The 23,119-nt window shown below is 69.2% G+C and carries 20 protein-coding genes; 12 read left to right on the top strand and 8 right to left on the bottom strand.

The window, feature by feature from the left end:
- Positions 1 to 10: 10 nt before the first annotated feature.
- The 4 genes from hslV to CHC02_RS18405 all read right to left on the bottom strand — a co-directional run bounded on the left by hslV (position 11) and on the right by CHC02_RS18405 (position 5,654).
- A complete protein-coding gene (gene hslV, locus CHC02_RS18390; RefSeq protein WP_089392892.1) occupies positions 11 to 547 on the bottom strand; it encodes an ATP-dependent protease subunit HslV in 537 nt (178 codons plus the stop codon).
- Positions 548 to 703: 156 nt separating this feature from the next.
- A complete protein-coding gene (locus tag CHC02_RS18395; protein WP_089392893.1) occupies positions 704 to 1,480 on the bottom strand; it encodes an SPOR domain-containing protein in 777 nt (258 codons plus the stop codon).
- A 6-nt stretch (positions 1,481 to 1,486) separates the two neighbouring features.
- Positions 1,487 to 3,226 (bottom strand): arginine--tRNA ligase, encoded by a 1,740-nt coding sequence (argS, locus tag CHC02_RS18400; RefSeq protein ID WP_089392894.1) that lies wholly within the window; start codon positions 3,224 to 3,226, stop codon positions 1,487 to 1,489.
- A gap of 208 nt (positions 3,227 to 3,434) precedes the next feature.
- Positions 3,435 to 5,654: a primosomal protein N' gene (locus tag CHC02_RS18405; protein ID WP_089392895.1), complete on the bottom strand. Its 2,220-nt coding sequence runs from the start codon at positions 5,652 to 5,654 to the stop codon at positions 3,435 to 3,437.
- A 220-nt stretch (positions 5,655 to 5,874) separates the two neighbouring features.
- On the opposite strand from CHC02_RS18405, the gene rpmE reads away from it, so the two are divergent.
- From rpmE to CHC02_RS18445, 8 genes are all read left to right on the top strand, one after another.
- The gene (rpmE, locus tag CHC02_RS18410; RefSeq protein WP_009615432.1) at positions 5,875 to 6,090 is read left to right on the top strand and encodes a 50S ribosomal protein L31; all 216 of its coding nucleotides are present in this window, start codon (positions 5,875 to 5,877) and stop codon (positions 6,088 to 6,090) included.
- 23 nt (positions 6,091 to 6,113) lie between these two features.
- The gene (locus CHC02_RS18415) at positions 6,114 to 6,920 is read left to right on the top strand and encodes a thermonuclease family protein (protein WP_089392896.1); all 807 of its coding nucleotides are present in this window, start codon (positions 6,114 to 6,116) and stop codon (positions 6,918 to 6,920) included.
- On the top strand, positions 6,917 to 8,368 hold the full coding sequence (locus CHC02_RS18420; RefSeq protein ID WP_089392897.1) for a M48 family metalloprotease: 1,452 nt from the start codon (positions 6,917 to 6,919) through the stop codon (positions 8,366 to 8,368). Before CHC02_RS18415 ends, CHC02_RS18420 begins: the two co-directional genes overlap by 4 nt.
- A gap of 105 nt (positions 8,369 to 8,473) precedes the next feature.
- Positions 8,474 to 9,742 carry a malic enzyme-like NAD(P)-binding protein gene (locus tag CHC02_RS18425; RefSeq protein ID WP_089392898.1) on the top strand — a complete coding sequence of 423 codons (1,269 nt, stop codon included), beginning with the start codon at positions 8,474 to 8,476 and terminating at the stop codon, positions 9,740 to 9,742.
- 403 nt (positions 9,743 to 10,145) lie between these two features.
- The gene (locus CHC02_RS18430; protein ID WP_089392899.1) at positions 10,146 to 11,492 is read left to right on the top strand and encodes an NfeD family protein; all 1,347 of its coding nucleotides are present in this window, start codon (positions 10,146 to 10,148) and stop codon (positions 11,490 to 11,492) included.
- A complete protein-coding gene (locus CHC02_RS18435; RefSeq protein WP_089392900.1) occupies positions 11,489 to 12,256 on the top strand; it encodes a slipin family protein in 768 nt (255 codons plus the stop codon). Before CHC02_RS18430 ends, CHC02_RS18435 begins: the two co-directional genes overlap by 4 nt.
- A gap of 94 nt (positions 12,257 to 12,350) precedes the next feature.
- A complete protein-coding gene (locus tag CHC02_RS18440; RefSeq protein ID WP_089392901.1) occupies positions 12,351 to 13,124 on the top strand; it encodes a phosphatase PAP2 family protein in 774 nt (257 codons plus the stop codon).
- Positions 13,125 to 13,171: 47 nt separating this feature from the next.
- A complete protein-coding gene (locus CHC02_RS18445) occupies positions 13,172 to 13,900 on the top strand; it encodes a substrate-binding periplasmic protein (RefSeq protein WP_089392902.1) in 729 nt (242 codons plus the stop codon).
- A 7-nt stretch (positions 13,901 to 13,907) separates the two neighbouring features.
- Here the strand turns inward: CHC02_RS18445 and yccS are convergent, their stop codons facing one another.
- Both yccS and dbpA read right to left on the bottom strand, forming a co-directional pair.
- Positions 13,908 to 16,103, bottom strand: a complete 2,196-nt coding sequence (gene yccS, locus CHC02_RS18450; RefSeq protein WP_089392903.1) for a YccS family putative transporter — start codon at positions 16,101 to 16,103, stop codon at positions 13,908 to 13,910.
- A 387-nt stretch (positions 16,104 to 16,490) separates the two neighbouring features.
- Positions 16,491 to 17,867, bottom strand: coding sequence for an ATP-dependent RNA helicase DbpA (dbpA, locus tag CHC02_RS18455; protein ID WP_089392904.1), 1,377 nt, complete (start codon positions 17,865 to 17,867; stop codon positions 16,491 to 16,493).
- A gap of 335 nt (positions 17,868 to 18,202) precedes the next feature.
- Between dbpA and CHC02_RS18460 the strand changes: the two genes are divergently transcribed.
- A complete protein-coding gene (locus CHC02_RS18460) occupies positions 18,203 to 18,415 on the top strand; it encodes a cold-shock protein (protein WP_009615451.1) in 213 nt (70 codons plus the stop codon).
- A 111-nt stretch (positions 18,416 to 18,526) separates the two neighbouring features.
- The gene (rloA3, locus tag CHC02_RS18465; protein WP_089392905.1) at positions 18,527 to 19,021 is read left to right on the top strand and encodes a retropepsin-like aspartic peptidase RloA3; all 495 of its coding nucleotides are present in this window, start codon (positions 18,527 to 18,529) and stop codon (positions 19,019 to 19,021) included.
- 1 nt (position 19,022) lies between these two features.
- Here the strand turns inward: rloA3 and mdtD are convergent, their stop codons facing one another.
- Entirely contained in the window at positions 19,023 to 20,456 is a 1,434-nt protein-coding gene (gene mdtD / locus CHC02_RS18470) for a multidrug transporter subunit MdtD (RefSeq protein WP_089392906.1), read from the bottom strand.
- Positions 20,457 to 20,713: 257 nt separating this feature from the next.
- Here mdtD and CHC02_RS18475 point away from each other — a divergent pair, with 257 nt between their 5' ends.
- Both CHC02_RS18475 and CHC02_RS18480 read left to right on the top strand, forming a co-directional pair.
- On the top strand, positions 20,714 to 21,265 hold the full coding sequence (locus tag CHC02_RS18475) for a DUF2780 domain-containing protein (RefSeq protein ID WP_167364800.1): 552 nt from the start codon (positions 20,714 to 20,716) through the stop codon (positions 21,263 to 21,265).
- A 383-nt stretch (positions 21,266 to 21,648) separates the two neighbouring features.
- The gene (locus CHC02_RS18480; RefSeq protein WP_089392908.1) at positions 21,649 to 22,191 is read left to right on the top strand and encodes a DUF2780 domain-containing protein; all 543 of its coding nucleotides are present in this window, start codon (positions 21,649 to 21,651) and stop codon (positions 22,189 to 22,191) included.
- A gap of 1 nt (position 22,192) precedes the next feature.
- Here CHC02_RS18480 and CHC02_RS18485 read toward each other — a convergent pair whose 3' ends face one another.
- Positions 22,193 to 23,080, bottom strand: coding sequence for an acyltransferase (locus tag CHC02_RS18485; protein ID WP_089392909.1), 888 nt, complete (start codon positions 23,078 to 23,080; stop codon positions 22,193 to 22,195).
- Between the last annotated feature and the right edge of the window lie 39 nt (positions 23,081 to 23,119).

Raw genomic sequence — 23,119 nt, forward strand, 5'->3', positions numbered from 1 at the left:
CGACAGGGCCTCAGACGGCGCTGTCGAGCTCCTCGATGGTGAGGTTCTGGTTGGTGAACACGCAGATGGAGCCGGCGATGTTCAGCGCGGTCTCGGCGATCTCGCGGGCGCCCATGCTCTCGTCGGTCTTCTGCAGCAGGGCCATGGCCGCGGCCTGGGCGAAGCCGCCGCCGGAGCCCATGGCGATCAGCCCGTGCTCGGGTTCGACCACGTCGCCGTTGCCGGTGATGATCAGCGAGGCGTCCTTGTTGGCCACCGCCAGCATGGCCTCCAGGCGGCTCAGGGAGCGGTCGGTGCGCCAGTCCTTGGCCAGCTCGACGGCGGCGCGGACCAGGTGGCCCTGGTGTTTTTCAAGCTGCTGCTCGAAGCGCTCGAAGAGGGTGAAGGCGTCGGCGGTGGCGCCGGCGAAACCGGCCAGCACCTGGCCGTGGTAGAGGCGGCGGACCTTCTTCGCGTTGCCTTTCATGACGGTGTTGCCAAGGGAAACCTGGCCGTCGCCGCCCATGACGACTTTGCCGTTGCGGCGGACAGAAACGATAGTGGTCAAGGGGGAGTTCTCCACACAGCGGGGCATTGGTGCCCGAATGCGGAGTCATATGGGGATGAAGGACGCGGCCTTCAAGGCGGGGTGACGGACGTACCTTTCCGGCTCTGCCCGGCGAGTGCCGCGCGAACCTGCCGGGAGGCGGGCCCGCGCGGGGCTTCAGCGGGTCTGGCGCTGCTGTAACAGCAGGTTGCTGAAACCGTTGGCCGACAGCTGCTTCTGCGCCGCCGAGACCTGGGCGCGGTCGCTGTAGGGGCCGACCATCACCCGGTACCAGGTCTCGTCGCGCACCGCACCGGATTCCACCCGCGCGCTCTGGCCGAGGAGGATCACCTGGGCGCGCACGCGGTCGGCGTCGGCCTGCTTGCGGAACGAGCCGGCCTGCAGGAAGAACTGGGTGGCGGCCACCGCCGGCGGGGCGATCGGCTTGCTCGCCGGGGCCGTCGCCGGGGGTGTGGCCTTGGCCTGGGTGGCGGGCGGCTGCGCCGGCGGCGTGGCCGGCTTGACCACCGCGGGCGGCGGCGGGACCTGGCCGTTGAGCGCGGCCTGGGCGCGGGCGGCGTCGATCTTCGCCGCTTCCTCCGGGGTGCTGACCACCGTCGGCGTCTGCGGCTTCTCCGGCACGGCCTCCGGCGGCACCACCACTTCCGAGCCCGGCAGCAGGGTGTAGAAGTCGTACTTGGGCTTCACCGCCACCGCCGAGGGCTGTTGCGCCGGGGTGGCCGGCTTGGCGCCCTGGGCGATGCCCGGCTTCTGCTGCTCGGGTTTTTCCCGGCGGACTTCGTTGCGGCCCGGTTCCAGCTTCATCAGGAACATGATGAAGCCGCCGATGGCCAGGCCTGCGACCAGCCAGACCCAGCCGGGGACCGAGGTCTTCTTGGCCGGGGCCTGGTAGCGGCTGGCGCCGCGCTTGGGAGCGGGTTTCTTCTTCGCCATGGAGGGTTACATGCGTTCCAGGGTTTCCAGGCCCAGCAACTCCAGGCCCTGCTTGAGGGTGCGGCCCGTCAGTGCGGCCAGTTTCAGGCGGCTTTCCTGCTGCTCCGGGGTCTGTGCGGCGAGGATCGGGCAGTGCTCGTAGAAGCTGGAGAACAGCCCGGCCAGTTCGTACAGGTAGGCGCAGAGGATGTGCGGCACGCCCTTGAGCGCCACATTGTTGAGCAGGTCGCCGAACTGCGCCAACTGCGCGGCCAGGGCCTGTTCCTGCGGGGCTTCCAGGACGATCTGGCCGCCGACTTCGTCGAAGCCCTTGCCCAGCTTGCGGAAGATGCTGGCCACGCGGGTGTAGGCGTAGAGCAGGTAGGGCGCGGTGTTGCCCTCGAAGCTGAGCATCTGCTCGAAGTTGAAGCTGTAGTCGCTGGTGCGGTGCTTCGACAGGTCGGCGTACTTCACCGCGCCGATGCCCACGGCATGGGCGATGTGGCGCAGCTCGTCGTCGCCCAGCTCGGGGTTCTTGGCCTTGACCAGGGCGTAGGCGCGCTGCTCGGCCTCGTCGAGCAGGTCGATCAGCTTCACGGTGCCGCCGTCGCGGGTCTTGAAGGGCTTGCCGTCGGCGCCGTTCATGGTGCCGAAGCCCATGTGCTCCAGGTCCATGCTGGCCGGGACGAAGGCGGCGCGGCGGGCCACCTCGAACACCTGCTGGAAGTGCAGGGCCTGGCGCTGGTCGACGAAGTAGAGCACGCGGTCGCAGTGCAGCACCTTGTGGCGGTAGCGCATGGCGGCCAGGTCGGTGGTGGCGTACAGGTAGCCGCCGCCGGCCTTCTGCACGATCACCGGCAGCGGGTTGCCCTCGGCGTTCCTGAACTCGTCGAGGAACACGCACAGGGCGCCGTCGTCCTCGGTCAGCAGGCCCTTGGCCTTGAGCGCGTCGACCACGTTGGCGAGGTCGTCGTTGTAGGCGCTCTCGCCCTTGACGTCGGCCATGGTCAGCTTCACGCCGAGCTGGTCGTAGACCTTCTGGCAGTGTGACAGGGAGATTTCGTTGAAGCGCGTCCACAGGCGCAGGCACTCGGCGTCGCCGGCCTGCAGCCTGACCACCAGCTCGCGGGCGCGGTCGGCGAACTCGGCGGACTCGTCGAAGCGCTTCTTGGCGGCGCGGTAGAAGACTTCCAGGTCATGCAGCTCGGCCTGGGCGTCCACCGGCTGCTCTTCCAGGTAGGCCAGCAGCATGCCGAACTGGGTGCCCCAGTCGCCCACGTGGTTCTGGCGGATCACGGTGTCGCCGAGGAACTCCAGCACGCGGGCCACGGCGTCGCCGATGATGGTCGAGCGCAGGTGGCCGACGTGCATCTCCTTGGCCAGGTTCGGCGAGGACAGGTCGACGGCCACGCGCTGCGCCGGGCCGGCCTTGCGCACGCCCAGGTGGTCGTCGCGCAGGGCGGCGTCGAGGCTGGCGGCCAGCCAGGCCTGGTCCTGGAAGAAGTTGAGGAAGCCGGGGCCGGCGATGTCCACCCTGGCCACCTGCGGGTTGGCCGGCAGCGCGGCGACCAGCTTGGCGGCCAGGTCGCGCGGCTTCATGCCGGCGGGCTTGGCCAGCATCATGGCGATGTTGCTGGCGTAGTCGCCGTGGCTGCGGTCCTTGGTGGTCTCGACCTGGATGTCCGGGGTCAGCCCGGCCGGCAGGGTACCGTCCTCGACGAGGCTGGCGAGGGCGTGCTGGATCAGCTGGCGGATGGTGTCTTTCATGGCTTTTCTCCGTGCTCGCGCGCAACTCGGGGCGGCGACCGCATATCTGGCTCAGAACCGCGCATTATCGGCGCCCGGGGGGCGCAGCGGCAAGCTGCAAGCTTAAAGCTACAAGCAAAAGCCCGTGCGAACCTTGATTTGCCCCAGGCAGGTCGCTGCTTTTGCTTTTTGCAGCTTGTCGCTTGCAGCTTGCAGCTTGCAGCCGCTTTTAAAATAAATCGATCGGGTCGACGTCCAGCGACCAGCGCACCTGGCGCCCGCCGGGCATGGTCTCGAGGATCGGCAGCCAGCACGACAGCAGGCGGTGCAGCGGCACGCGGGCGCTGCTCATCAGCAGCAGCTGGGCGCGGAAGCGGCCGGCTCGGCGTTCCATGGGCGCCGGCACCGGGCCGAGCAGCTCGACCTCGCTGCCCAGCTGCGCCTGCAGGCGCTCGGCCTCGGCGCAGGCCTCTTCGAGGAAGCCTTCGGCCTGGCCCGGCTTGTGCGCCTCGGCGCGCAGCAGGGCCAGGTGGCAGAAGGGCGGCAGGCCGGCGGCGCGGCGTTCGGCGAGGGCCTGGTCGGCGAAGGCGAAGTAGCCCTGCTCGGTGAGCTGCACCAGCAGCGGGTGGTCGGCCAGGTGCGTCTGGATCAGCACCCGCCCGGGCTCCTCGGCGCGCCCGGCGCGGCCGGCGACCTGGACGATCTGCTGGGCCATGCGCTCGCTGGCGCGGAAGTCGGCGGAGAACAGCCCGCCGTCGGCGTCGAGGATGGCCACCAGGGTCACCCGCGGGAAGTGGTGGCCCTTGGCGAGCATCTGGGTGCCCACCAGGATGCACGGCTCGCCCTTGTTGATGGTGGCGAACAGGTCGCGCATGGCGTGCTTGCGCGAGGTGCTGTCGCGGTCGATGCGCAGCACCGGGTAGTCGGGGAAGAGGATGCGCAGGCGCTCCTCTGCGCGCTCGGTGCCGGCGCCGACCGGGCGCAGGTCCAGCTGGTTGCACTTGGGGCACTGGCGCGGCGGGCGCTCGCGGTGGTCGCAGTGGTGGCAGCGCAGCTCGCCGGAGCCCTGGTGCAGCGTCATGCGCGCGTCGCAGCGCGGGCACTGGCTGATCCAGCCGCAGTCGTGGCACAGCAGGGTGGGGGCGAAGCCGCGGCGGTTCAGGTACACCAGCACCTGCTGGCCGGCGCCGAGGGTCTCGCCGATGGCCCGTTGCAGCGGCATCGACAGCCCGGCGTCCAGCGGCAGGCTCTTCACGTCCAGGCGCTGGAACTTCGGCGCCTGGGCGCCGCCGGCGCGCTGCGTCAGGCGCAACAGGCCGTAGCGGCCGCTGGCGGCGTTGTGCAGGCTTTCCAGCGAGGGCGTGGCCGAGCCGAGCAGGATCGGCACCTTCTCCAGGCGCGCGCGCACCAGGGCCAGGTCGCGGGCGTGGTAGCGCAGGCCTTCCTGCTGTTTATAGGAGGCGTCGTGCTCCTCGTCGATGATGATCAGCCCCGGGTTCTTCAGCGGGGTGAACAGCGCCGAGCGGGTACCGATGACGATGTCCGCCTGGCCGTCGCGGGCCGCCAGCCAGGCGTCCAGGCGCTCGCGGTCGGTCAGCGCCGAGTGCAGCAGGGCGATGCGCGCGTTGAAGCGGCGCTCGAAGCGGCTGAGGGTCTGCGGGCCCAGGTTGATCTCCGGGATCAGCACCAGGGCCTGCTTGCCGGCCTCCAGCACCTGGTGGATCAGCTGCAGGTAGACCTCGGTCTTGCCACTGCCGGTGACGCCGGCCAGCAGGTAGCTGTGGAAGGCGCCGAAGCCGGCGCGCACCGCTTCGCAGGCGGCGCGCTGCTCGGCGTTGAGCGGCAGCTCGGCCTGGGCCAGCCAGCCGCCGTGGTGCTCCGCCGGCACGTGGCGGCGGCTCTCCTGGGTGGCCAGGCCCTTTTCCACCAGCAGGTCGAGGCTGTCCTTGTTGATGTCCAGCTGGCCGAGCAGTTCGTGGAGCACGCCGTGGGGGTGCTGCTGCAGCGTCTGCAGGGCCTGGCGCTGGCGTGGCGCGCGGGCCAGGCGCGGGTCGTCGAGGCGCGCGCCGGGGGCGGCGAGCCAGAAGCGCTGCACCCGCGCCTCGGCCGGCTCGCCCTGGCGCAGCAGGTTGGGCAGCGCCCAGGACAGGGTGTCGCCCAGGCTGTGCTGGTAGTACTGCGCGGTCCAGCGGCACAGTTCCAGCAGGTGCGCCGGCATGGGCGGCTCGCGGTCGAGCACGGCCAGCGCCGGGCGCAGCTTGTCCTCGGGCACTTCCGAGGTGTCCGCCAGTTCCACCAGCACGCCGACGATCTCGCGGCGGCCGAAGGGCACGCGCAGGCGCACGCCGGGCTGCAGGCGCCGGGGGTCCACCCCGCGCGGCGGCAGGTAGTCGAACAGGCGGCGCAGCGGCGAGGGCAGGGCGAGGCGCAGGATGCTGGGTGATGGCACGCTGTGGGCTTCCCGGGGCGTCGTGAGGCGGCGATCTTAGCACGGGGCGCGGCGACGGTCGGTCGGCGGCCCGACTTGCGCTGGCGAAAGTCTCTGGTATGATCCACGCCCTTAATTTGCGTGCGGTGCCCGGTAAAAGATCCCGCCCGCGGTCCTCGAAGGCCGTGGCTCGGCTTCTGCCAGAGACTGGGTGGCGGCACACCAACCAGAGGAAGACATCATGAAACCGGAAATCCATCCCGCGTACGAAGAAATCGAAGCCACCTGCAGCTGCGGCAACGTGATCAAGACCCGTTCGACCCTGTGCAAAGGCATCCACCTGGACGTCTGCTCCGAGTGCCACCCGTTCTACACCGGCAAGCAGAAGGTCGTGGACACCGGCGGCCGTATCGATCGCTTCAACCAGCGCTTCGCCATGTTCGGTGGCAAGAAGTAAGAGCGATTTCCGGAAAAGCCCCGATGGCCTTTCCCGATCTGCTGAAAAAGGCGCCCCTGCGGGGCGCCTTTTTTGTGCTCGCGGTTTGCCTGGGCGCGCAGGCACAGGCGGCCACCTGCCCGGCGCCCGGTAGTGCCTCCATGGTCCGCGTGCAGCGGGTGGTGGATGGCGACACCCTGAGGCTGGCAGATGGCCGCAACGTGCGCCTGATCGGCGTCAACGCCCCGGAGCTGGCCCACCGCGGGCGCAGCGCCGAGCCCTTCGCCAAGGCCGCGCGGCAGCGCCTGCAGGCCCTGGTGGCGGCCAACGACGGCGAATTAGGGTTGCAGCTCGGACGCCAGGCCAAGGACCATTACGGTCGCACCCTGGCGCACCTCTACGACCGCCAGGGCGACAACATAGAGGCGCAACTGCTGGCCGAGGGCCTGGGCTACCTGGTGGCGGTGGCGCCCAACACCGAGCTGACCGCCTGCCAGCAGGCCGCCGAGCGCCAGGCCCGCAAGGCCGGCCGCGGGCTGTGGAAGCGCCCGCCGGTGCAGGAGGCCCAGGCCCTGCGGCAGAGCGGCTTCGCCATCGTCCGCGGGCGCGTCGCCCAGGTGCAGCGCAACCGCGGCGGGCTGTGGCTGGAGATGGACGGTTCGCTGGTACTGCGGATTGAGCCTAAGCTGTTGAAAGCGTTCGATAAGCGCACGCTGGAGGCGCTGCCCGGCCGCACCCTGGAGGCGCGCGGCTGGGTGATTGACCGCGCCGCACGGGGCGCAGTAAAACCGGGGCAGGCACGCTGGATGCTGCCCATCACCGACCCGGCCATGCTGGAGCTGCTGCCATGACCCCGACAAGGATGCTGTTGCTGACCTGCCTGTTCACGCTGAGCGGCGTGCTGGGCGGCTGCGCGGTCAACCCCGCCACCGGCGAGACCGACTTCGTCACCATGAGCGAGCAGGACGAGCTGGCCCTCGGCCGCCAGGCCAGCCAGGAGGCGGCCAGACAGTACCCGCGCTACGCCGACGAGAAGCTCCAGGCCTACGTGCAGCAGGTGGGCGAGCGCGTCGCCCGGGTCGGCGACCGGCCCACCCTGCAGTACCGTTTCACCGTGGTCGACAGCCCCGACATCAACGCCTTCGCCCTGCCCGGCGGATACATCTACATCCACCGCGGGCTGATGGCCTACCTGAATTCCGAAGCCGAGCTGGCCGCGGTGCTGGGCCACGAGATCGGCCACGTCACCGCCCGCCACAGCGTGCGCCAGCAGAGCCAGGCCAGCGCCTGGAACGTGCTCGGCGCGGCGGTGGCCATCGGCACCGGGGTCAGCGCCGCCGGCGACCTCACCAATGTCCTCGGCACCGCCGTGGTGCGCGGCTACGGCCGCGACATGGAACTGCAGGCCGACGGCCTGGGCGCCAAGTACCTGGCCCGTGCCGGCTACGACCCCAAGGCGATGATCCAGGTGGTGCGGGTGCTGAAGAACCAGGAGGACTACGCCCGCCAGGTCGCCCGGGCCAGGGGCGAGGCGGTGCAGCCGGTGGGCTACCACGGCCTGTTCGACACCCACCCGGACAACGACCGGCGCCTGCAGGAGGTGCTGGGCCCGGCCCAGGCCCTGGCCGGCGGCCAGCAGGAGGTCGGCCGCGACCGCTACCTGAAGGCCATCGACGGCATGCCCTTCGGCGATTCCGCCGAGTCCGGCATCCGCCGCGGGCAACGCTTCTACCACGGCGAACTGGGCTTCACCCTCAGCTATCCCACCGGCTGGGGCATGCTCAACCAGCCCACCGCGCTGATCGGCTACCCCGAGGACCAGCAGGCCTACATCGGCATGAAGCTGGTGCCGCGCGACGGCCAGCTGAGCCCGCTGGACTACCTGCGCAAGGGCGCCGGCGGCCGCCTGGCCGACGAGCAGGAACTGAGCCAGGCCGGCCTGAAGGGCGCCACCGCGGTGATCCCCGGTTCGCCCGCGCGGCGCGTGGCGGTGATCTACAAGGACCAGGGCGCCTACCTGTTCGTGGGTGTGGTCAAAGGCCGCGCCTCGCTGGAAAGCCGCGACGCCGAGTTCCTCTCGGTGATCCGCAGTTTCCGCCCGCTGCGCGCCGACGAACGGAAGCTGGCCGAGCCGCGGCGCCTGCAGCTGGTCCAGGCGAAGGCCGGGCAAAGCCTGGAACAGCTGGCAAAGGGCGGAAACGAGCCGGAATCTGACGCGATTTCTCGTATACGATTGCTCAACGATTTGTATCCAACTGGTCAGCCAAAACCCGGGGAATGGTTGAAAATCGTGCGTTAGCAGCATTGACACCACAGCCCTGAAGCTATCTTGGCAGGCGCTTTCTTCCCGCGTATGCTCGGTCGCCCGTCTGTCCAACAAAGCAATAAAGCGGAAGTGCCAAAAATGTCTGATCTCAAGACCGCTGCCCTCGAATATCACGCGCAACCCCGCCCTGGGAAACTCAGCGTCGAGCTGACCAAGCCGACCGTCACCGCCCGCGACCTGTCGCTGGCCTACAGCCCGGGCGTGGCCGAGCCGGTCCGCGAGATCGCCCGTGACGCCGAACTGGCCTACAGGTACACCGGCAAGGGCAACCTGGTCGCGGTGATCTCCGACGGCACCGCCATCCTCGGCCTGGGCAACCTCGGCCCGCTGGCCTCCAAGCCGGTCATGGAAGGCAAGGGCGTGCTGTTCAAGCGCTTCGCCGGCATCGACGTGTTCGACATCGAGGTCGACGCCGAGAGTCCGCAGGCCTTCATCGACACCGTCAAGCGCATCTCCATCACCTTCGGCGGCATCAACCTGGAAGACATCAAGGCGCCGGAGTGCTTCGAGATCGAGCGCGCGCTGATCGAGCAGTGCGACATCCCGGTGTTCCACGATGACCAGCACGGCACCGCCATCGTCACCGCCGCCGGCATGCTCAACGCCCTGGAAATCGCCGGCAAGAACCTGGAAAGCGCGAAGATCGTCTGCCTGGGCGCCGGCGCCGCCGCCATCTCCTGCATGAAGCTGCTGGTGAGCATGGGCGCCAAGGTCGAGAACATCTACATGATCGACCGCCAGGGCGTGATCCACGCCGGCCGCAGCGACCTGAACCAGTACAAGGCGGTGTTCGCCACCGAGACCGACAAGCGCACCCTGGACGACGCCCTCGACGGCGCCGACGTGTTCGTCGGCCTGTCCGGCGCCAACCTGCTGAGCGCCGAAGGCCTCAAGCGCATGGCGCCGAACCCGATCGTCTTCGCCTGCTCCAACCCGGACCCGGAGATCAAGCCGGAGCTGGCCCACGCAACCCGCAACGACGTGATCATGGCCACCGGCCGTTCGGACTACCCGAACCAGGTGAACAACGTGCTGGGCTTCCCCTTCATCTTCCGCGGTGCCCTGGATGTGCGCGCCACCCGCATCAACGAAGAAATGAAGATCGCCGCCGCCCTGGCCCTGCGCGACCTGGCCAAGGAGCCGGTGCCCAAGGACGTGTGCGAGGCCTACGGCGTGTCCTCCCTGGAATTCGGCCGTGAGTACATCATCCCGAAACCCATGGACAAGCGCCTGATCACCGTGGTCTCCGATGCCGTGGCCAAGGCCGCCATCGAGAGCGGCGTGGCCACCCTGCCGTACCCGAAGCACTATCCGCTGCAGTCGGTGGAAGACGTGTTCAAGGGCTGACCGGGCCGCTCCCTTCGGCCTGAGGCCGAAGGCAAAAGCGCCGTTTCTTCCGTGAGGGGGAAACGGCGTTTTCGTTTCTGGGCTCTTGTAGGTGCGAGCTTGCTCGCGAAGGGTGCAGGCCGGCAGCCATGTAGTCGGGCTGACCTCCGCTCCCTCTCCCTAACCCTCTCCCTGAAGGGAGAGGGTTAGGGAGAGGGAGCGGAGCCAAGCCAAGGCAGCGGAATCACCGGGGGGCCCCTTCGCGAGCAAGCTCGCTCCTACGAGAAGCCGGCTAGGAGTTCTCCAGCAAAACACCCTGCAACAGCCTGCCACGGGCACCGCGGGCCAGGGGACTATGCTGTAGGAAGGCGCCGTCACTTCATTCGCCGCGGCGCCGCTTCGGCCCTGGCCGGGGAGGCGTGCCATGTCCACGCTGATTCGCCGCTGCGCTTTCTGCCTGCTGCTGTTTGCGGCCGGGGCGCTGGCGGCCCCGCCGGCGGTGGTGCTGACGGTGGACGGGGCCATCGGCCCGGCGACTTCCGACTACCTGGTGCGCGGCCTGCAGCGTGCCGCGGACGAGGGGGCGCCGCTGGTGGTGCTGCGGCTGGACACCCCCGGCGGGCTGGATAGCGCCATGCGCGACATCGTCAAGGCGATCCTCACCAGCCCCATTCCCGTGGTCGGCTACGTCGCCCCCGGCGGCGCGCGGGCGGCCAGCGCCGGCACCTACATCCTCTACGCCTGCCACCTGGCTGCCATGGCCCCGGGCACCAACCTGGGCGCCGCCACCCCGGTGCAGATCGGCGCGCCCGGCGCCCCGGAAAAGCCCCAGGGCAAGGACGGCAAGCCAGCCGTCAGCGAGGAAGACACCCTCAAGCGCAAGCAGGTCAACGATGCGGCGGCCTACATCCGCGGCCTGGCGCAGTTGCGCGGGCGCAACGCCGAATGGGCCGAGCGCGCGGTGCGCGAGGCGGTCAGCCTGTCCGCCGAGGAAGCTGTGAAGCAGAAGGTGGTCGAGCTCCAGGCCGGCGACCTCGACCAGTTGCTGCGCGCCATCGACGGGCGCAAGGTGCAGGTGGCGGGGCAGGCGGTGACCCTCCACAGCGCCGGCCTCGCCTGGGTCGAACACCAGGCCGACTGGCGCACCCGCCTGCTGGCGGTGATCACCGACCCCAGCGTGGCGCTGCTGTTGCTGATGATCGGCGTGTACGGGCTGATCTTCGAATTCGCCAACCCGGGCCTTGCGCTGCCCGGCGTGCTCGGCGGCATCTGCCTGTTGCTCGGGCTCTATGCCATGCAACTGCTGCCGGTGAACTACGCGGGGGTGGCGCTGATCGTCCTCGGCCTGGCCTTCATGGCCGCCGAGGCCTTCGTACCCAGCTATGGCAGCCTGGGCATCGGCGGCATCGCCGCGTTCGTGATCGGCGGGCTGATCCTGCTGGACACCGAGGCGCCGGGCTTCGGCATTCCCCTGGGGCTGATCCTCGGCGTGGCCACGGTGAGCGCGCTGTTCATCGCCGGGGTGCTGGGCGTGGCGCTGAAGAGCCGGCGGCGCCAGGTGGTGAGCGGCGCGGCGGGCCTGGTGGGCAGCCTGGCGACCGTGGATGCGGTGGCCGACGAGGATGCCCACGCCGGCTGGGTACAACTGCAGGGCGAACAGTGGCAGGTCCGCTGCGCCCGGACCCTGCGCGCCGGCCAGCGGGTGAAGGTGCTGGCGCGCGACGGCCTGCGCCTGGAGGTGGCGGCCGACGACGAATCGGGAGGTGACTGATGGGTATTCCCTTCGGACTGCTGGTGACACTGGTCCTGCTGCTGATGCTGGTGGCCAGCGCCCTGCGCATCCTGCGCGAATACGAGCGCGGGGTGGTGTTCCAGCTCGGCCGCTTCTGGAAGGTCAAGGGCCCCGGCCTGGTGCTGGTGATCCCGGTGGTGCAGCAGATGGTCCGCGTCGACCTGCGCACCGTGGTGCTCGACGTGCCGCCGCAGGACGTGATCTCCCGCGACAACGTCTCGGTGAAGGTCAACGCGGTGGTGTACTTCCGCGTGCTCGACCCGCAGAAGGCCATCATCCAGGTGGAGAACTTCCTCGCCGCCACCAGCCAGCTGGCCCAGACCACGCTGCGCGCGGTGCTCGGCAAGCACGAGCTGGACGAGATGCTGGCCGAGCGCGAGCGCCTGAACGTCGACATCCAGAAGGTGCTGGATGCGCAGACCGATGCCTGGGGCATCAAGGTGGCCAACGTCGAGATCAAGCACGTCGACCTCAACGAGTCCATGGTTCGCGCCATCGCCCGCCAGGCCGAGGCCGAGCGCGAGCGGCGGGCCAAGGTGATCCACGCCGAGGGCGAGCTGCAGGCCTCGGAGAAGCTGATGCAGGCTGCCGAGATGCTGGCCCGCCAGCCCGGCGCCATGCAGCTGCGCTACATGCAGACGCTGGGCAGCATCGCCGGCGACAAGAACTCCACCATCGTCTTCCCGATGCCCATCGACCTGCTCAAGGGGCTGCTCGAAACAAACGGACAGACTAAGAATTGACTGAAGGCATGTCGGATAGGGCTGAGGCGTCTACCCTCTAGGTTTTCTGAAAATTCGTTACCGTCCCCTTACGGACGGGTTACGGGGGGAAACCATGAGCTACCCTACCCTCGCGGCCCTGACCCTGCTGTCATCCGCCCTCGTCGCCGGTTGCGCCGGCGCTCCCCAGATGAGCTGGTCGCGCGTCGGCGACTCCGCCCAGCGCGCCGTGCTCGACCCCGGCACCTGGGCGCCGGTGGCCGGCGCCGCGGTAATCGCCGCCGGCAACTGGGACCACAAGTGGCAGAAGTCCGCGGCCAACCACGAATGGCTGTTCGGCGGTGACGCCAACTCCGCCGCCGACCACATGCTCAACGCCAGCACCGCGCTGAGCGTGGTCACCGGCCTGGTGGCCGCGCCCAGGGGCAGCGAGGGGGAGGAGAAGTGGAGCTGGCGCGGGCGCAACCTGGCGCTGCTGGCCACCGACCGCTACGCCGTGACCGGCCTGGTGGAGGAGTGGAAGGAGGTGTCCGGGCGCGACCGCCCCGACGGCATCCCCGACGACTCCTTCCCCTCCAAGCACACGGCCGTGACCGCCGTGCACAACAGCTTCACCCGGCGCAACCTGGACTACATCGACATGGACCCGACCCTGCGCTTCACCGCCAAGGCCGGGCTCTACACGGTGGACGGGCTGACCGCCCTGGCCCGGGTGGAAGGCTCCAAGCACTACCCGACCGATACTTTGGTGGGCATGGCGGTGGGCAATCTCGCGGCCAACTTCACCTACAATCTGTTCCTTGAGGGGTCGCCAGGTAGTGCCTATTCCTTCGGTGTCCTGCCTGAAGCGGGTGGGGGAATGAGCCTGCGCGCGGCTATGCTGTTCTGAGTCCGCCCGCTCGCCAGCAGCGGGGCGCGGGCCTCGCAAGGAGAGCCATGCTGCTGCGTGCCCTGCTGATCGCCCTGCTCCTGCCGCTCTGCGCCCAGGCCGAGGAGCCGCTGAACCTGGTCGCCGACCGCTGGCCGCCCTACGCCGACGCGCAGATGCCCGGCCGCGGCCTGGCGGTGCATTTCGTCAGCACCGCGCTGACCCGCGCCGGCTACGCCATCCACTACGCCGAGGTGCCCTGGCCGCGCGCCCTGCACGGGGTGCGCAACGGCGAGTACGACGTGCTGGTGGACGCCTGGTACAGCGCCGAGCGCGAAGCCATCGGGCAGTATTCCGAGCCCTACCTGGTGAACCGCCTGCGTTTTCTCAAGCGCAAGGGCTCGCCCATCGTCTTCGACCGCCTGGCCGACCTCTATCCCTTCCGCATCGCCGTGGTCCGCGGCTACAGCTACACCCCCGAGTTCAACGAGGACCGCCGGCTGCACAAGGTGCCGGTGCTGTCCTTCCCCAACGCCGCGATGATGGTGGTGGCCGGGCGCGTCGAGCTGACCCTGGAGGACGAGTGGACCGCCCGCTACATCCTCGAGCACGACCTCAGGGCCGAGCGCGACAAGCTGGAGTTCCTGCCCCAGCCGCTGGCGGAGAACCCGCTGCACGTCCTGGTCAGCCGCGCCAACCCGCGCCATGCGCAGATAGTCGAGGACTTCAATCGCGAACTGCGGCTGATGCGCGAGGACGGCAGCTACGATGCCTTCATGAGCCTGCGCGGGCCCTGAGCCGGGCTCAGGCGGCCGCTTCCTGCTCGGCGCCGATTTCCTTCTTCAGCAGGTGCGCGGCCAGGCTGCGCAGCGGCGCCAGCTCGCGGCAGATCAGCGCCAGCTGGGTCTGCACCAGGCGCTGTGGGTCCTCCAGCTCTTCGGGCACCTGTTCCAGGCGCTTGGCCAGGTCTTCCTCGGCGTCGCTGTGGATGGCCACCGGGCGGCGCTGGGCGAGGCTGGCGGCGATGTCGTCGAGGCTGGCGGTGAGCTGCGCGGCCGCCTCGTCGATCAGCGCGTTGGCCGGCGACTCCGGCAGGCGGTCGCGGTGCGCGCCCAGGGCCGAGAGGTAGCTGAGCAGGGTGTGCGAGAGCACCAGGAAGCGGAAGCCCAGCTCGGCGTCCTTGCGGAAGTGGCCCGGCTCCAGAAGCATGTTCGACAGCGTGGTGGAGAGGGTGGCGTCGGCGTTGTGGGCGTTGCGCCGGGCGGTGCGGTAGGCCAGGTCGTCGCGCTTGCCGCTGGCGTACTGCTGCATGACCTCGCGCAGGTAGCGGGCGTTGCAGGCCAGGGTGCCGCCGACCAGGCTGTGCAGGCGCCGGCCCTGCCAGTCGGGGAGGATGAGGAACACCGCCAGGCCGGCGATGAAGGCCCCCAGCAGGGTGTCGAACAGGCGCGGCAGGATCAGCCCGTAGCCGTTGCCCACCTGGTTGAAGCACAGCAGCACCAGCAGGGTGATGGCCGCGGTGGCCAGGGTGTAGCGGGTGCTGCGGGTGGCGAAGAAGGCCACCCCGGCGACCACCGCCAGCAGCGACTGCACCAGCGGGCTGGGGAACAGGTCGATCAGCGCCCAGCCGGCCACCAGGCCGACCAGGGTGCCGAGGATCCGCTGCACCAGGCGGATGCGCGTGGCGCCGTAGTTGGGCTGGCAGACGAACACCGTGGTCAGCAGGATCCAGTAGCCCTGGGTCGGGTGGATCAGGTGCAGCACCCCATAGCCGGCGGTCAGCGTCAGGCCCAGGCGCAGGGCGTGGCGGAACAGCAGCGAGGTGGGCGTGAGCTGCTGGCGGATGCGTTCGAAGGCGTCGCGCAGCGAGCGCGGCGAGCGGTCCAGCAGGGCGCTGTCCTGTTCCTCGGCGAGGGCGTCGGGGTTGCTCGCGCCGCTGAGCTTCTGGTCCAGGCTGGCGAGGTTGGCGGCCAGGGCGCCGAGCGAGCGCAGCAGCGAGCGCCAGGCCGGGTTGCCCTGCTGGCGCAGGTATTCCAGCGAGGCCTGCAGGTCGGCCAGGGCCTGCTCGCTGTCGTCGTAGTCGAAGCGCTGGCGCAGGCGAATGGCCCGCGACAGCGCCTGGCAGGCCTTGCCCTGCTGGTTGAGCAGGCGCTGGCAGCGGAACAGCACGTCGCTGTGGAAGAAGGCCTCGGCCAGGCGGTTGTAGGGGTAGTGCGAGGAGCTGGCGCGCTCGTGGACGTCCTGGGCGATGAAGTAGAGCTTCAGGTAGCGGCTCAGCTTGGGCCCCGGGCGGCCGTGGCTGAGGCGGCTGAGGATGGTCTCCTTGGCCTGGTTGAGGGTCACCACCAGGCGGCCGTTCTGCCGCGCCAGGGCCAGGCGCCGGCCCTCGACGTCGAGCTGGCGCAGCGGCTCGAACAGCGTCGACTTGATCTTCAGGTACTCGCCCAGCTCGAAGTAGGCACGGGCCAGCACCTGCTGCACCGGCTGGTTGGCGAAGAGCGCGTTCCACAGCACCGAGAGCGCGCCGTACCAGGCCGCGCCGGCCACCAGCAGCAGCGGCTCCTGCCACAGGTCGCCGGGGGCGCCGCCGCGCTGGTCGACGCCGATCATGGTGTAGATGGACAGGATCAGCGTGGCCGAGGCGATGGCCGCATAGCGCTCGCCCAGCGCGCCCAGCAGCGTCATGCCGAAGGCCGACAGGGCCAGGCCGGCGACGAACAGCCAGGGGTAGGGGAACAGCAGCTCCACCGCCAGCGCGGCGATGAGGAAGCACACCAGGGTCACCAGTAGCGCCTGCAGGCGGCCCAGCCAGTGGTCGTCGGTCTCGGCCAGGGCGCTGGCTATGATGCCCAGGAACAGCGGGATCACCAGCTCGGTGCGGCCCAGCAGCAGGCAGGCGGCCATGGCGCCGGCCAGGGCGATGGTCACCCGCAGGCTGTAGGCGAACTTGTCCAGCGCCCACAGGCGCCGCAGGGACTCGAACAACGGGGAGGAAAGCATGCGCGTCGGGGACTTCCGAGTGTCTCTGCGCTGAGACTAGCGGATCGCCTGGCGCGCGGCTATCGGTCGGGCACAGGGCGGGTAACCGTTCGCGGTTATCCGCCGCAAAGGTGACCAGGTCACGCGCCAGGGCCAGGGGGGCGGCCCTGGTTTCGGCGGATAACGCCGGAGGCGTTATGCGCCCTACGTTCCTGCGTGTCTTCGAACGTGCAGGCGCGGATTCCGCCCCACCTCTGTAGGAGCGGGCCCTGCGCGCGATTCGCGGGCAGGGCCCGCTCCTACAAGGAATACGTCGTTACCGGCTGACTGCAGGATATCCGTTATGCACCGTTGTGACCGGGAAGCTCCATTCGCGAGCAAGCTCGCTCCTCCGAAGAGCCCCTCGGCTCAGAGAATCCGCACCTTGAACGCGCGGCCCTTGATCCTGCCTTCCTGCAGGCGCTTGAGCGCCGCCTTGGCCTGGTCGCGCTGCACCGCCACGTAGGCCTGGAAGTCGAAGATGGCGATCTTGCCCACCGCGCTGCCGGGCAGGCCGGCCTCGCCGGTGAGGGCGCCGAGGATGTCGCCGGGGCGCAGCTTGTCCTTGCGTCCGCCGGCGATGTTCAGGGTGGTCATCGGCGGCAGCAGGGGCGCGGGGTTGGCGCGCAGGAAGTCGATGCGCTCCCAGTTCAGCGGGGCGCCCTGCAGGTCTTCGATGGCCTGGGCGCGGGAGGCCTCGGCCGGGGCCACCAGGGACAGCGCCAGGCCCTTCTCGCCGGCGCGGCCGCTGCGGCCGATGCGGTGCACGTGGACCTGGGCGTCACGGCTCAGCTCGACGTTGATCACCGCCTCCAGGCCCTCGATGTCCAGGCCGCGGGCGGCCACGTCGGTGGCCACCAGCACGCTGCAGCTGCGGTTGGCGAACATTGCCAGCACCTGGTCGCGCTCGCGCTGTTCCAGGTCGCCGTGCAGGGCCAGGGCAGAAATCTTCTGCGCATCCAGCGCCTGCGCCAGCTCCACGCACTGCTGGCGGGTGTGGCAGAAGGCCACGGCGGATTGCGGACGGAAGTGCTGCAGCAGGCGCACCACGGCGTCCATGCGCTGGCGTGGGTCGATTTCGTAGAAGTGCTGTTCGATCTGGCTGTCGTCGTGCAGCGCCTCCACTTCCACGCGCTCGGGCTGGCGCAGGAACTTCGCCGCCAGCTGCTCGATGCCGGCCGGGTAGGTGGCCGAGAACAGCAGGCTCTGCCGGCGCGCCGGGAGCTGGCCGATGATGTCGGCGATGCTGTCGTAGAAGCCCATGTCGAGCATGCGGTCGGCCTCGTCCAGCACCAGGGTGTTCAGCCCGTCGAGCACCAGGGTGCCGCGGCGCAGGTGCTCCTGCACCCGCCCCGGGGTGCCGACCACCACGTGGGCGCCGTGCTCCAGGGAGCCGATCTGCGGGCCGAAGGGCACGCCGCCGCAGAGGGTGAGCACCTTGACGTTGTCGGCGGCGCGGGCCAGGCGGCGGATTTCCTTGGCCACCTGGTCGGCCAGCTCGCGGGTCGGGCACAGCACCAGCGCCTGGCAGCCGAAGTAGCGCGGGTTCAGCGGGCTGAGCAGGCCGATGCCGAAGGCCGCGGTCTTGCCGCTGCCGGTCTTGGCCTGGGCGATCAGGTCGCGGCCCTTGAGGATGACCGGCAGGCTGGCGGCCTGGATCGGCGTCATCTCGGCGTAGCCGAGGGCCTCGAGGTTGGCGAGCAGGTCGGCGGAGAGGGGCAGGCTGGAGAAGGCGGTGGAGGTCACGAAGGAAAAACCCGACAGGCGTGTGGGCGCGCAGTGTAGCAGGCGAGGCGCCGCGGGGCCCTGTAGAAACTGCCAGAACCCGCGAAATCACTGGCTTGGGTCACCACTCGCCTGAAACGGACGGGCGGTTGGATAGTGGATTTTTATACAGATTCGCTTTCCGCAGATTTTTGTCGTAGAGTGCCTCCACTGTGTTTGCATGGGTCGCCGTCGATCGTGACCTGATGCGGTCGGTTATTCCACCCCGTCCTGCTCGACTCCTTGTAACTCCTTGCAACTCAGTTCCTGCCACTCTTTTGTGGCTATTTCTACATCTACGTTCCAAGGAGAACACCATGTCGAATCGTCAGAACGGCACCGTCAAATGGTTCAACGAGACCAAAGGCTACGGCTTCATCACCCCTGAGAGCGGCCCGGACGTCTTCGTTCACTTCCGCGCCATCGAAGGCCACGGCTTCAAGACCCTGGCCGAAGGCCAGAAGGTCAGCTTCGAAGTCGTGCAAGGCCAGAAAGGCATGCAGGCCGAGCGCGTTCAGGTAATCAACTAAGATTCCCTGGCGTCGCCGAAAACCCCGGATGGAAACATCCGGGGTTTTTTGTTGCCTGATTGGCATAACCGATCTGTACTGCCATTGCCCCACGATTCCGGAGCCCGATCCATGAAGCTGCGCCTCGCCGGCCTGTTGCTGGCCTTCTCCTGCCCCTCGCTGCTCGCCGCGCAGCCGGCCACCTGGGGCTGGGTCGAGCAGGCCAGGCTGATGCCGGAGAACGTGCTGCTCAAGGTGCGCCTGGACACCGGCGTGCAGACCTCGGTGATGGACGCGCGCAACCTGGTGCGGATCAGGAAGAACGAGCAGCGCTGGGTGCAGTACGACATCCTGGTCAAGGACGTGGCGAGCGGCCAGGTGCAGCGCCTGCCCTTCGAGCGACCCATCGAGCGCACCCTCAAGGTCCGCGGCGCCAACGGCATCGAGCATCGCCCGGTGGTGAGCATGGACCTGTGCCTGGGCGACAAGGTCTACCGCGAGCAGTTCGCCCTCACCGACCGCGAGGGCAGCGACTACCCGGTGCTGCTGGGCCGGCGCAGCCTGGAGCACCTGGGCGCGGTGGACGTGTCGAAGACGCTGACCACGCCGCCCACCTGCAAGCCCTGATTCAATGCCCGTCGTCGGGCTCCAGGCGCCGCGGCGCCTGGGCCGAGCGGCCGTCGTCGCGGGCCAGCTGGAAGAAGATCGCCGCCGCCGCCATCGACATCAGCCCCACGCTCAGGTAGGTCGCGTGGAAGGCGCCGAGCACGTCGCCGGCGTTGATCTCGACATCGCTCTTGAAGCCGCCCAGCAGCGCGGCCGCGCAGGCCACGCCGAGGCCGATGGACAGTTGCATCACCACCGACAGCAGGCTGTTGCCGGCGCTGGCGTTGTCGTCGCGCAGGTCGATCAGCGTCAGGGTGTTCATCGCCGTGAACTGCAGCGAGTTGACCCCGCCGAGCAGCCCCAGGTGGATCAGCAGCCAGGGGTACGGGGTGTCCTGGTCGATCAGCCCCAGGCCTGCGATCAGTGCGCCCAGCAGCAGGGTGTTGCCGACCAGCAGGCGGCGGTAGCCGAACAGGTCGAGGATGCCCTTGGCCAGCGGCTTGACGACCATGGCCATGGCGGCCAGCGGGATCATGGTCATGCCCGCCTTGGCCGGCGCGAAGCCCAGGCCGACCTGTAGCAGCAGCGGCGTGAGAAACGGCAGCGAGCCGCTGCCCAGGCGGGCGAACAGGTTGCCCAGCACGCCCACGGCGAAGGTGCGCGTCTTGAACAGGCTGGGCGGGAACAGCGGCGCCTCGACGTTCAGGGCGCGCAGCCAGTAGGCGGCGAGCAGCACCAGGCCGCCGATCAGCAGCATCACCACCCGCACGTGGGGCATGTGCAGTTCGCCCAGGCCTTCCAGGGCGATGGTGATCAGCACCATGGCGCCGCCGAAGAGCAGGAAGCCGGGGCCGTCGAAGCGGCTGAGCGCGGCGCCGCGCAGGTCGGGCATGAGGCGGATGGCGAAGACGATGCCCAGCAGCCCGACCGGGATGTTGATGAGGAAGATCCAGTGCCAGCTGGCGTACTCCACCAGCCAGCCGCCCAGGGTCGGGCCGGTCAGCGGGCCGAGCAGGCCGGGGATGGTGACGAAGCTGAGCACCCGCACCAGGTCGCTGCGCGGGTACACGCGCAGGATCACCAGGCGCCCCACCGGCATCATCAGCGCGCCGCCCAGGCCCTGCACCACGCGGGCGATGACCAGCACCCCGAGGCTTGGCGAGAGCGCGCAGAACAGCGAGCCCAAGCTGAACAGGAAGATGGCGAAGATGAACACCCGGCGCGTGCCGAAGCGGTCGGCGATCCAGCCGGAGGCGGGGATCAGCAGGGCCACGGTGAGCAGGTAGGCGATGACCACCCCCTGCATGCGCAGCGGGTCCTCGTCCAGCGAGCGGGCCATGCTCGGCAGCGCGGTGTTGAGGATGGTGCCGTCCAGCGCCTGCATGAAGAAGGCGACGGCCACCAGCCAGGGGAGGATGCGGGCGATGCGCGGGGTGAGGATGAAGGGCTCGCTCATGATGGGTCCTTGTTCGGCTCCCGCAAGCATAGGCGGGGAGGACCGTGCTGCGCGAGGGGCGCGCCAGAGCCTTTGCGCTGTTCGGCCTCGCTGGCGCGGCGGTGGCCCTGTGCTAGACCTGAGGGGGCTTTCGCGGCGCCCCGCGGGCATGCCGGAAGGGGCGCAAGATTGCGCCGCGGTGGCGGAACAATGGCACCCGGCGCCAGTCCAACCAGCGTGCGGCGCACCTTCGGCACCGCACGCCACTGCATCAGGAGATGTCGATGACCGTCAGATTCCGTGTCACCTGCGCCGCCGCGGCGCTGCTCGCCGCCAGTTCCGCCTTCGCCTTCAACCTTGGCGACGCCGCCAAGGCGGTGTCCGGCGTGGCCGAGGGCGGCAACCCGGGCCAGGTGGCTTCCACCCCGCAGACCAGCGGCCTGCTCGGCGCCCTCACCGGGCAGCTGGGCGTCAGCGACGAACAGGCCATCGGCGGCACCGGCGCGCTGCTCGGCCTGGCCAAGAACAAGCTCAGCGGCGGCGACTATTCGCAGCTGGTCCAGAGCGTGCCGGGGCTGGACAAGCTCAGCGGCGCCAATGCCCTGGGCGGCCTCGGCGGGACCCTGGGCAACCTCGGCGGCACCGGCGCCAAGGGCCTGCTGGGCAACGTCAACAGCATGGGCGACGTGAACAGCGCCTTCAGCACCCTGGGCATGGACCAGGGCATGACCGGCAAGTTCGCCGGCGTGCTGCTGGACTACTTCGGCAAGCAGGGCGTGAGCAGCGACCTGCTGGGCAGCCTGGGTAGCCTGTGGGGCGTGGGCGGCTGAGCGCCGCGACGTTTACTGTAGGAGCGCGCCCTGCGCGCGAATCGCGGGCAGGGCCCGCTCCTACCCTGCCGGCGGGCACTGCTTCTCGTAGGAGCGAGCTTGCTCGCGAACAAACACGGTGCCATGCGGTTCGCGAGCAAGCTCGCTCCTACAAAGAGCATCTCGGCGCGGGCCACAAGACAGTTGCTCCTACAGGGGGAGAGGGCTTCTCGTAGGGTGGGTTGAGCTTGCGAAACCCATGCGGTCATGGCGATGGGCATCGCTTCGCTCAACGCCATCCTACGGTTCAACCTGACGGAGTGTCCGGAACGAAGGGCACGGCTGCCAGTCAAATCCGCTGACCGCCCATGCCGAGGCGGGACCTGTCTGCCGCGGAGCCCCCGATGATCGCCCGAGCCCTTCCCATCCTCGCCGCCTGCGCCTGGCTGGTGGCCTTCCCGGCCGCCGCCGAGACCTTCGAGGAAATCCCCGGCGCCGAGTCCGGCGCCGCGGCAACGGCCGCCAACGGCCTGGTGGAAACCCTCGGCCAGCGGCTGAACATCAGCGACGAGCAGGCCATCGGTGGCGCCGGCGCGCTGATCGGCCTGGCCATGAACCGCCTCGACGACAGCCAGGGCTCGCAACTGCAGAAGAGCCTGCCGGGCCTGGACCAGCTGTCCTCGGGCACCCTTGGCGGCGGCATCGGCGCCCTGCTGGGCGGCGCCGGGCAGTTGCTCGGCGGCATCCAGAACCTGCAGGACGTCGACCAGGTGTTCAACGTGCTGGGCATGAGCGAGGGCATGGTCGATCAGTTCGCTACGGTGATGCTCGACTACCTGGTCAAGCAGGGGCTGAACAGCCAGTTGCTGGGCACCCTCGGCAAGCTCTGGGAAGGCGCCCCGCTGCCTGCCACCCCGGCCACCAGCGTGGCCGGCAAAGCGATCTAGCTCAGAACTCGGCGCGCAGCGCGTCGATGCGCGCGTCCTTCTCTTCCCACAGGCGCGACACCCAGGCCTGCACGTACTGGCGGAATTCCGCGTCGTTCTCGTAGTCGCCCTGCCACAGCGCGGGGTCGATCCCGCGGGTGCGGATGTCGACGATCACCCGCGGCACCTTGCCGCTGAGCAGGTCCCAGAAGCCCGGCTTGGGGCCCTTGGGGTAGACCACGGTGACGTCGAGCATGGCGTCCAGCTGCTCGCCCAGGGCGGCCAGTACGAAGGCCACGCCGCCGGCCTTGGGCTTGAGCAGGTTCTGGTACGGCGACTGCTGCCGGGCCTGCTTGGCCGGGGTGAAGCGGGTGCCTTCCAGGTAGTTCACCACGGTCACCGGCATGCCCTTGAACTTCTCGCAGGCGGCGCGGGTGATCTCCAAGTCCTTGCCCTTCAGGTGCGGGTTCTTCTCCAGGAAGGCCTTGGAGTAGCGCTTCATGAAGGGGTAGTCCAGGGCCCAGAAGGCCAGGCCGAGGAAGGGCACCCAGATCAGTTCCTTCTTCAGGAAGAACTTGAAGTAGGGCGTCTTGCGGTTGAAGGCCTGGACCAGGGCGGGGATGTCGACCCAGGACTGGTGGTTGCTCACCACCAGGTAGGAGGTGTCGCGGCGCAGCTGGTCGCCGCCGCGGATGTCCCAGGCGGTGGGCGTCATCAGGGCGAAGATGGCCTTGTCGATCTCCGCCCAGGTCTCGGCGATCCACATCACGCCGTTGGAGCAGGCGTCCTTGAGCGCCTTGCCCGGCAGCACCAGCTTGAGCAGGGCGATCAGCAGCATCGGGCCGATCAGGATCAGGGTGTTGAGCAGCAGCAGGAGGGTGGTGACTATGCCGGTCAGCGTGGCCCACATGGCGGTGCGATTCCTTGTTCCGGTTGGCGCGGCCATGAT

It is taken from the genome of Pseudomonas delhiensis (genome assembly GCF_900187975.1).
Taxonomy (GTDB): Bacteria; Pseudomonadota; Gammaproteobacteria; order Pseudomonadales; family Pseudomonadaceae; genus Pseudomonas; species Pseudomonas delhiensis.

Bases quoted from the DNA above. Each gene is read 5' to 3' on its own strand.
- CHC02_RS18395 (WP_089392893.1), bottom strand. From the start codon at position 1,480: ATGGCGAAGAAGAAACCCGCTCCCAAGCGCGGCGCCAGCCGCTACCAG.
- argS (WP_089392894.1), bottom strand. From the start codon at position 3,226: ATGAAAGACACCATCCGCCAGCTGATCCAGCACGCCCTCGCCAGCCTC.
- rpmE (WP_009615432.1), top strand. From the start codon at position 5,875: ATGAAACCGGAAATCCATCCCGCGTACGAAGAAATCGAAGCCACCTGC.
- CHC02_RS18415 (WP_089392896.1), top strand. From the start codon at position 6,114: ATGGCCTTTCCCGATCTGCTGAAAAAGGCGCCCCTGCGGGGCGCCTTT.
- CHC02_RS18420 (WP_089392897.1), top strand. From the start codon at position 6,917: ATGACCCCGACAAGGATGCTGTTGCTGACCTGCCTGTTCACGCTGAGC.
- CHC02_RS18425 (WP_089392898.1), top strand. From the start codon at position 8,474: ATGTCTGATCTCAAGACCGCTGCCCTCGAATATCACGCGCAACCCCGC.
- CHC02_RS18430 (WP_089392899.1), top strand. From the start codon at position 10,146: ATGTCCACGCTGATTCGCCGCTGCGCTTTCTGCCTGCTGCTGTTTGCG.
- CHC02_RS18440 (WP_089392901.1), top strand. From the start codon at position 12,351: ATGAGCTACCCTACCCTCGCGGCCCTGACCCTGCTGTCATCCGCCCTC.
- CHC02_RS18445 (WP_089392902.1), top strand. From the start codon at position 13,172: ATGCTGCTGCGTGCCCTGCTGATCGCCCTGCTCCTGCCGCTCTGCGCC.
- yccS (WP_089392903.1), bottom strand. From the start codon at position 16,103: ATGCTTTCCTCCCCGTTGTTCGAGTCCCTGCGGCGCCTGTGGGCGCTG.
- CHC02_RS18460 (WP_009615451.1), top strand. From the start codon at position 18,203: ATGTCGAATCGTCAGAACGGCACCGTCAAATGGTTCAACGAGACCAAA.
- rloA3 (WP_089392905.1), top strand. From the start codon at position 18,527: ATGAAGCTGCGCCTCGCCGGCCTGTTGCTGGCCTTCTCCTGCCCCTCG.
- mdtD (WP_089392906.1), bottom strand. From the start codon at position 20,456: ATGAGCGAGCCCTTCATCCTCACCCCGCGCATCGCCCGCATCCTCCCC.
- CHC02_RS18475 (WP_167364800.1), top strand. From the start codon at position 20,714: ATGTCGATGACCGTCAGATTCCGTGTCACCTGCGCCGCCGCGGCGCTG.
- CHC02_RS18480 (WP_089392908.1), top strand. From the start codon at position 21,649: ATGATCGCCCGAGCCCTTCCCATCCTCGCCGCCTGCGCCTGGCTGGTG.
- CHC02_RS18485 (WP_089392909.1), bottom strand. From the start codon at position 23,080: ATGTGGGCCACGCTGACCGGCATAGTCACCACCCTCCTGCTGCTGCTC.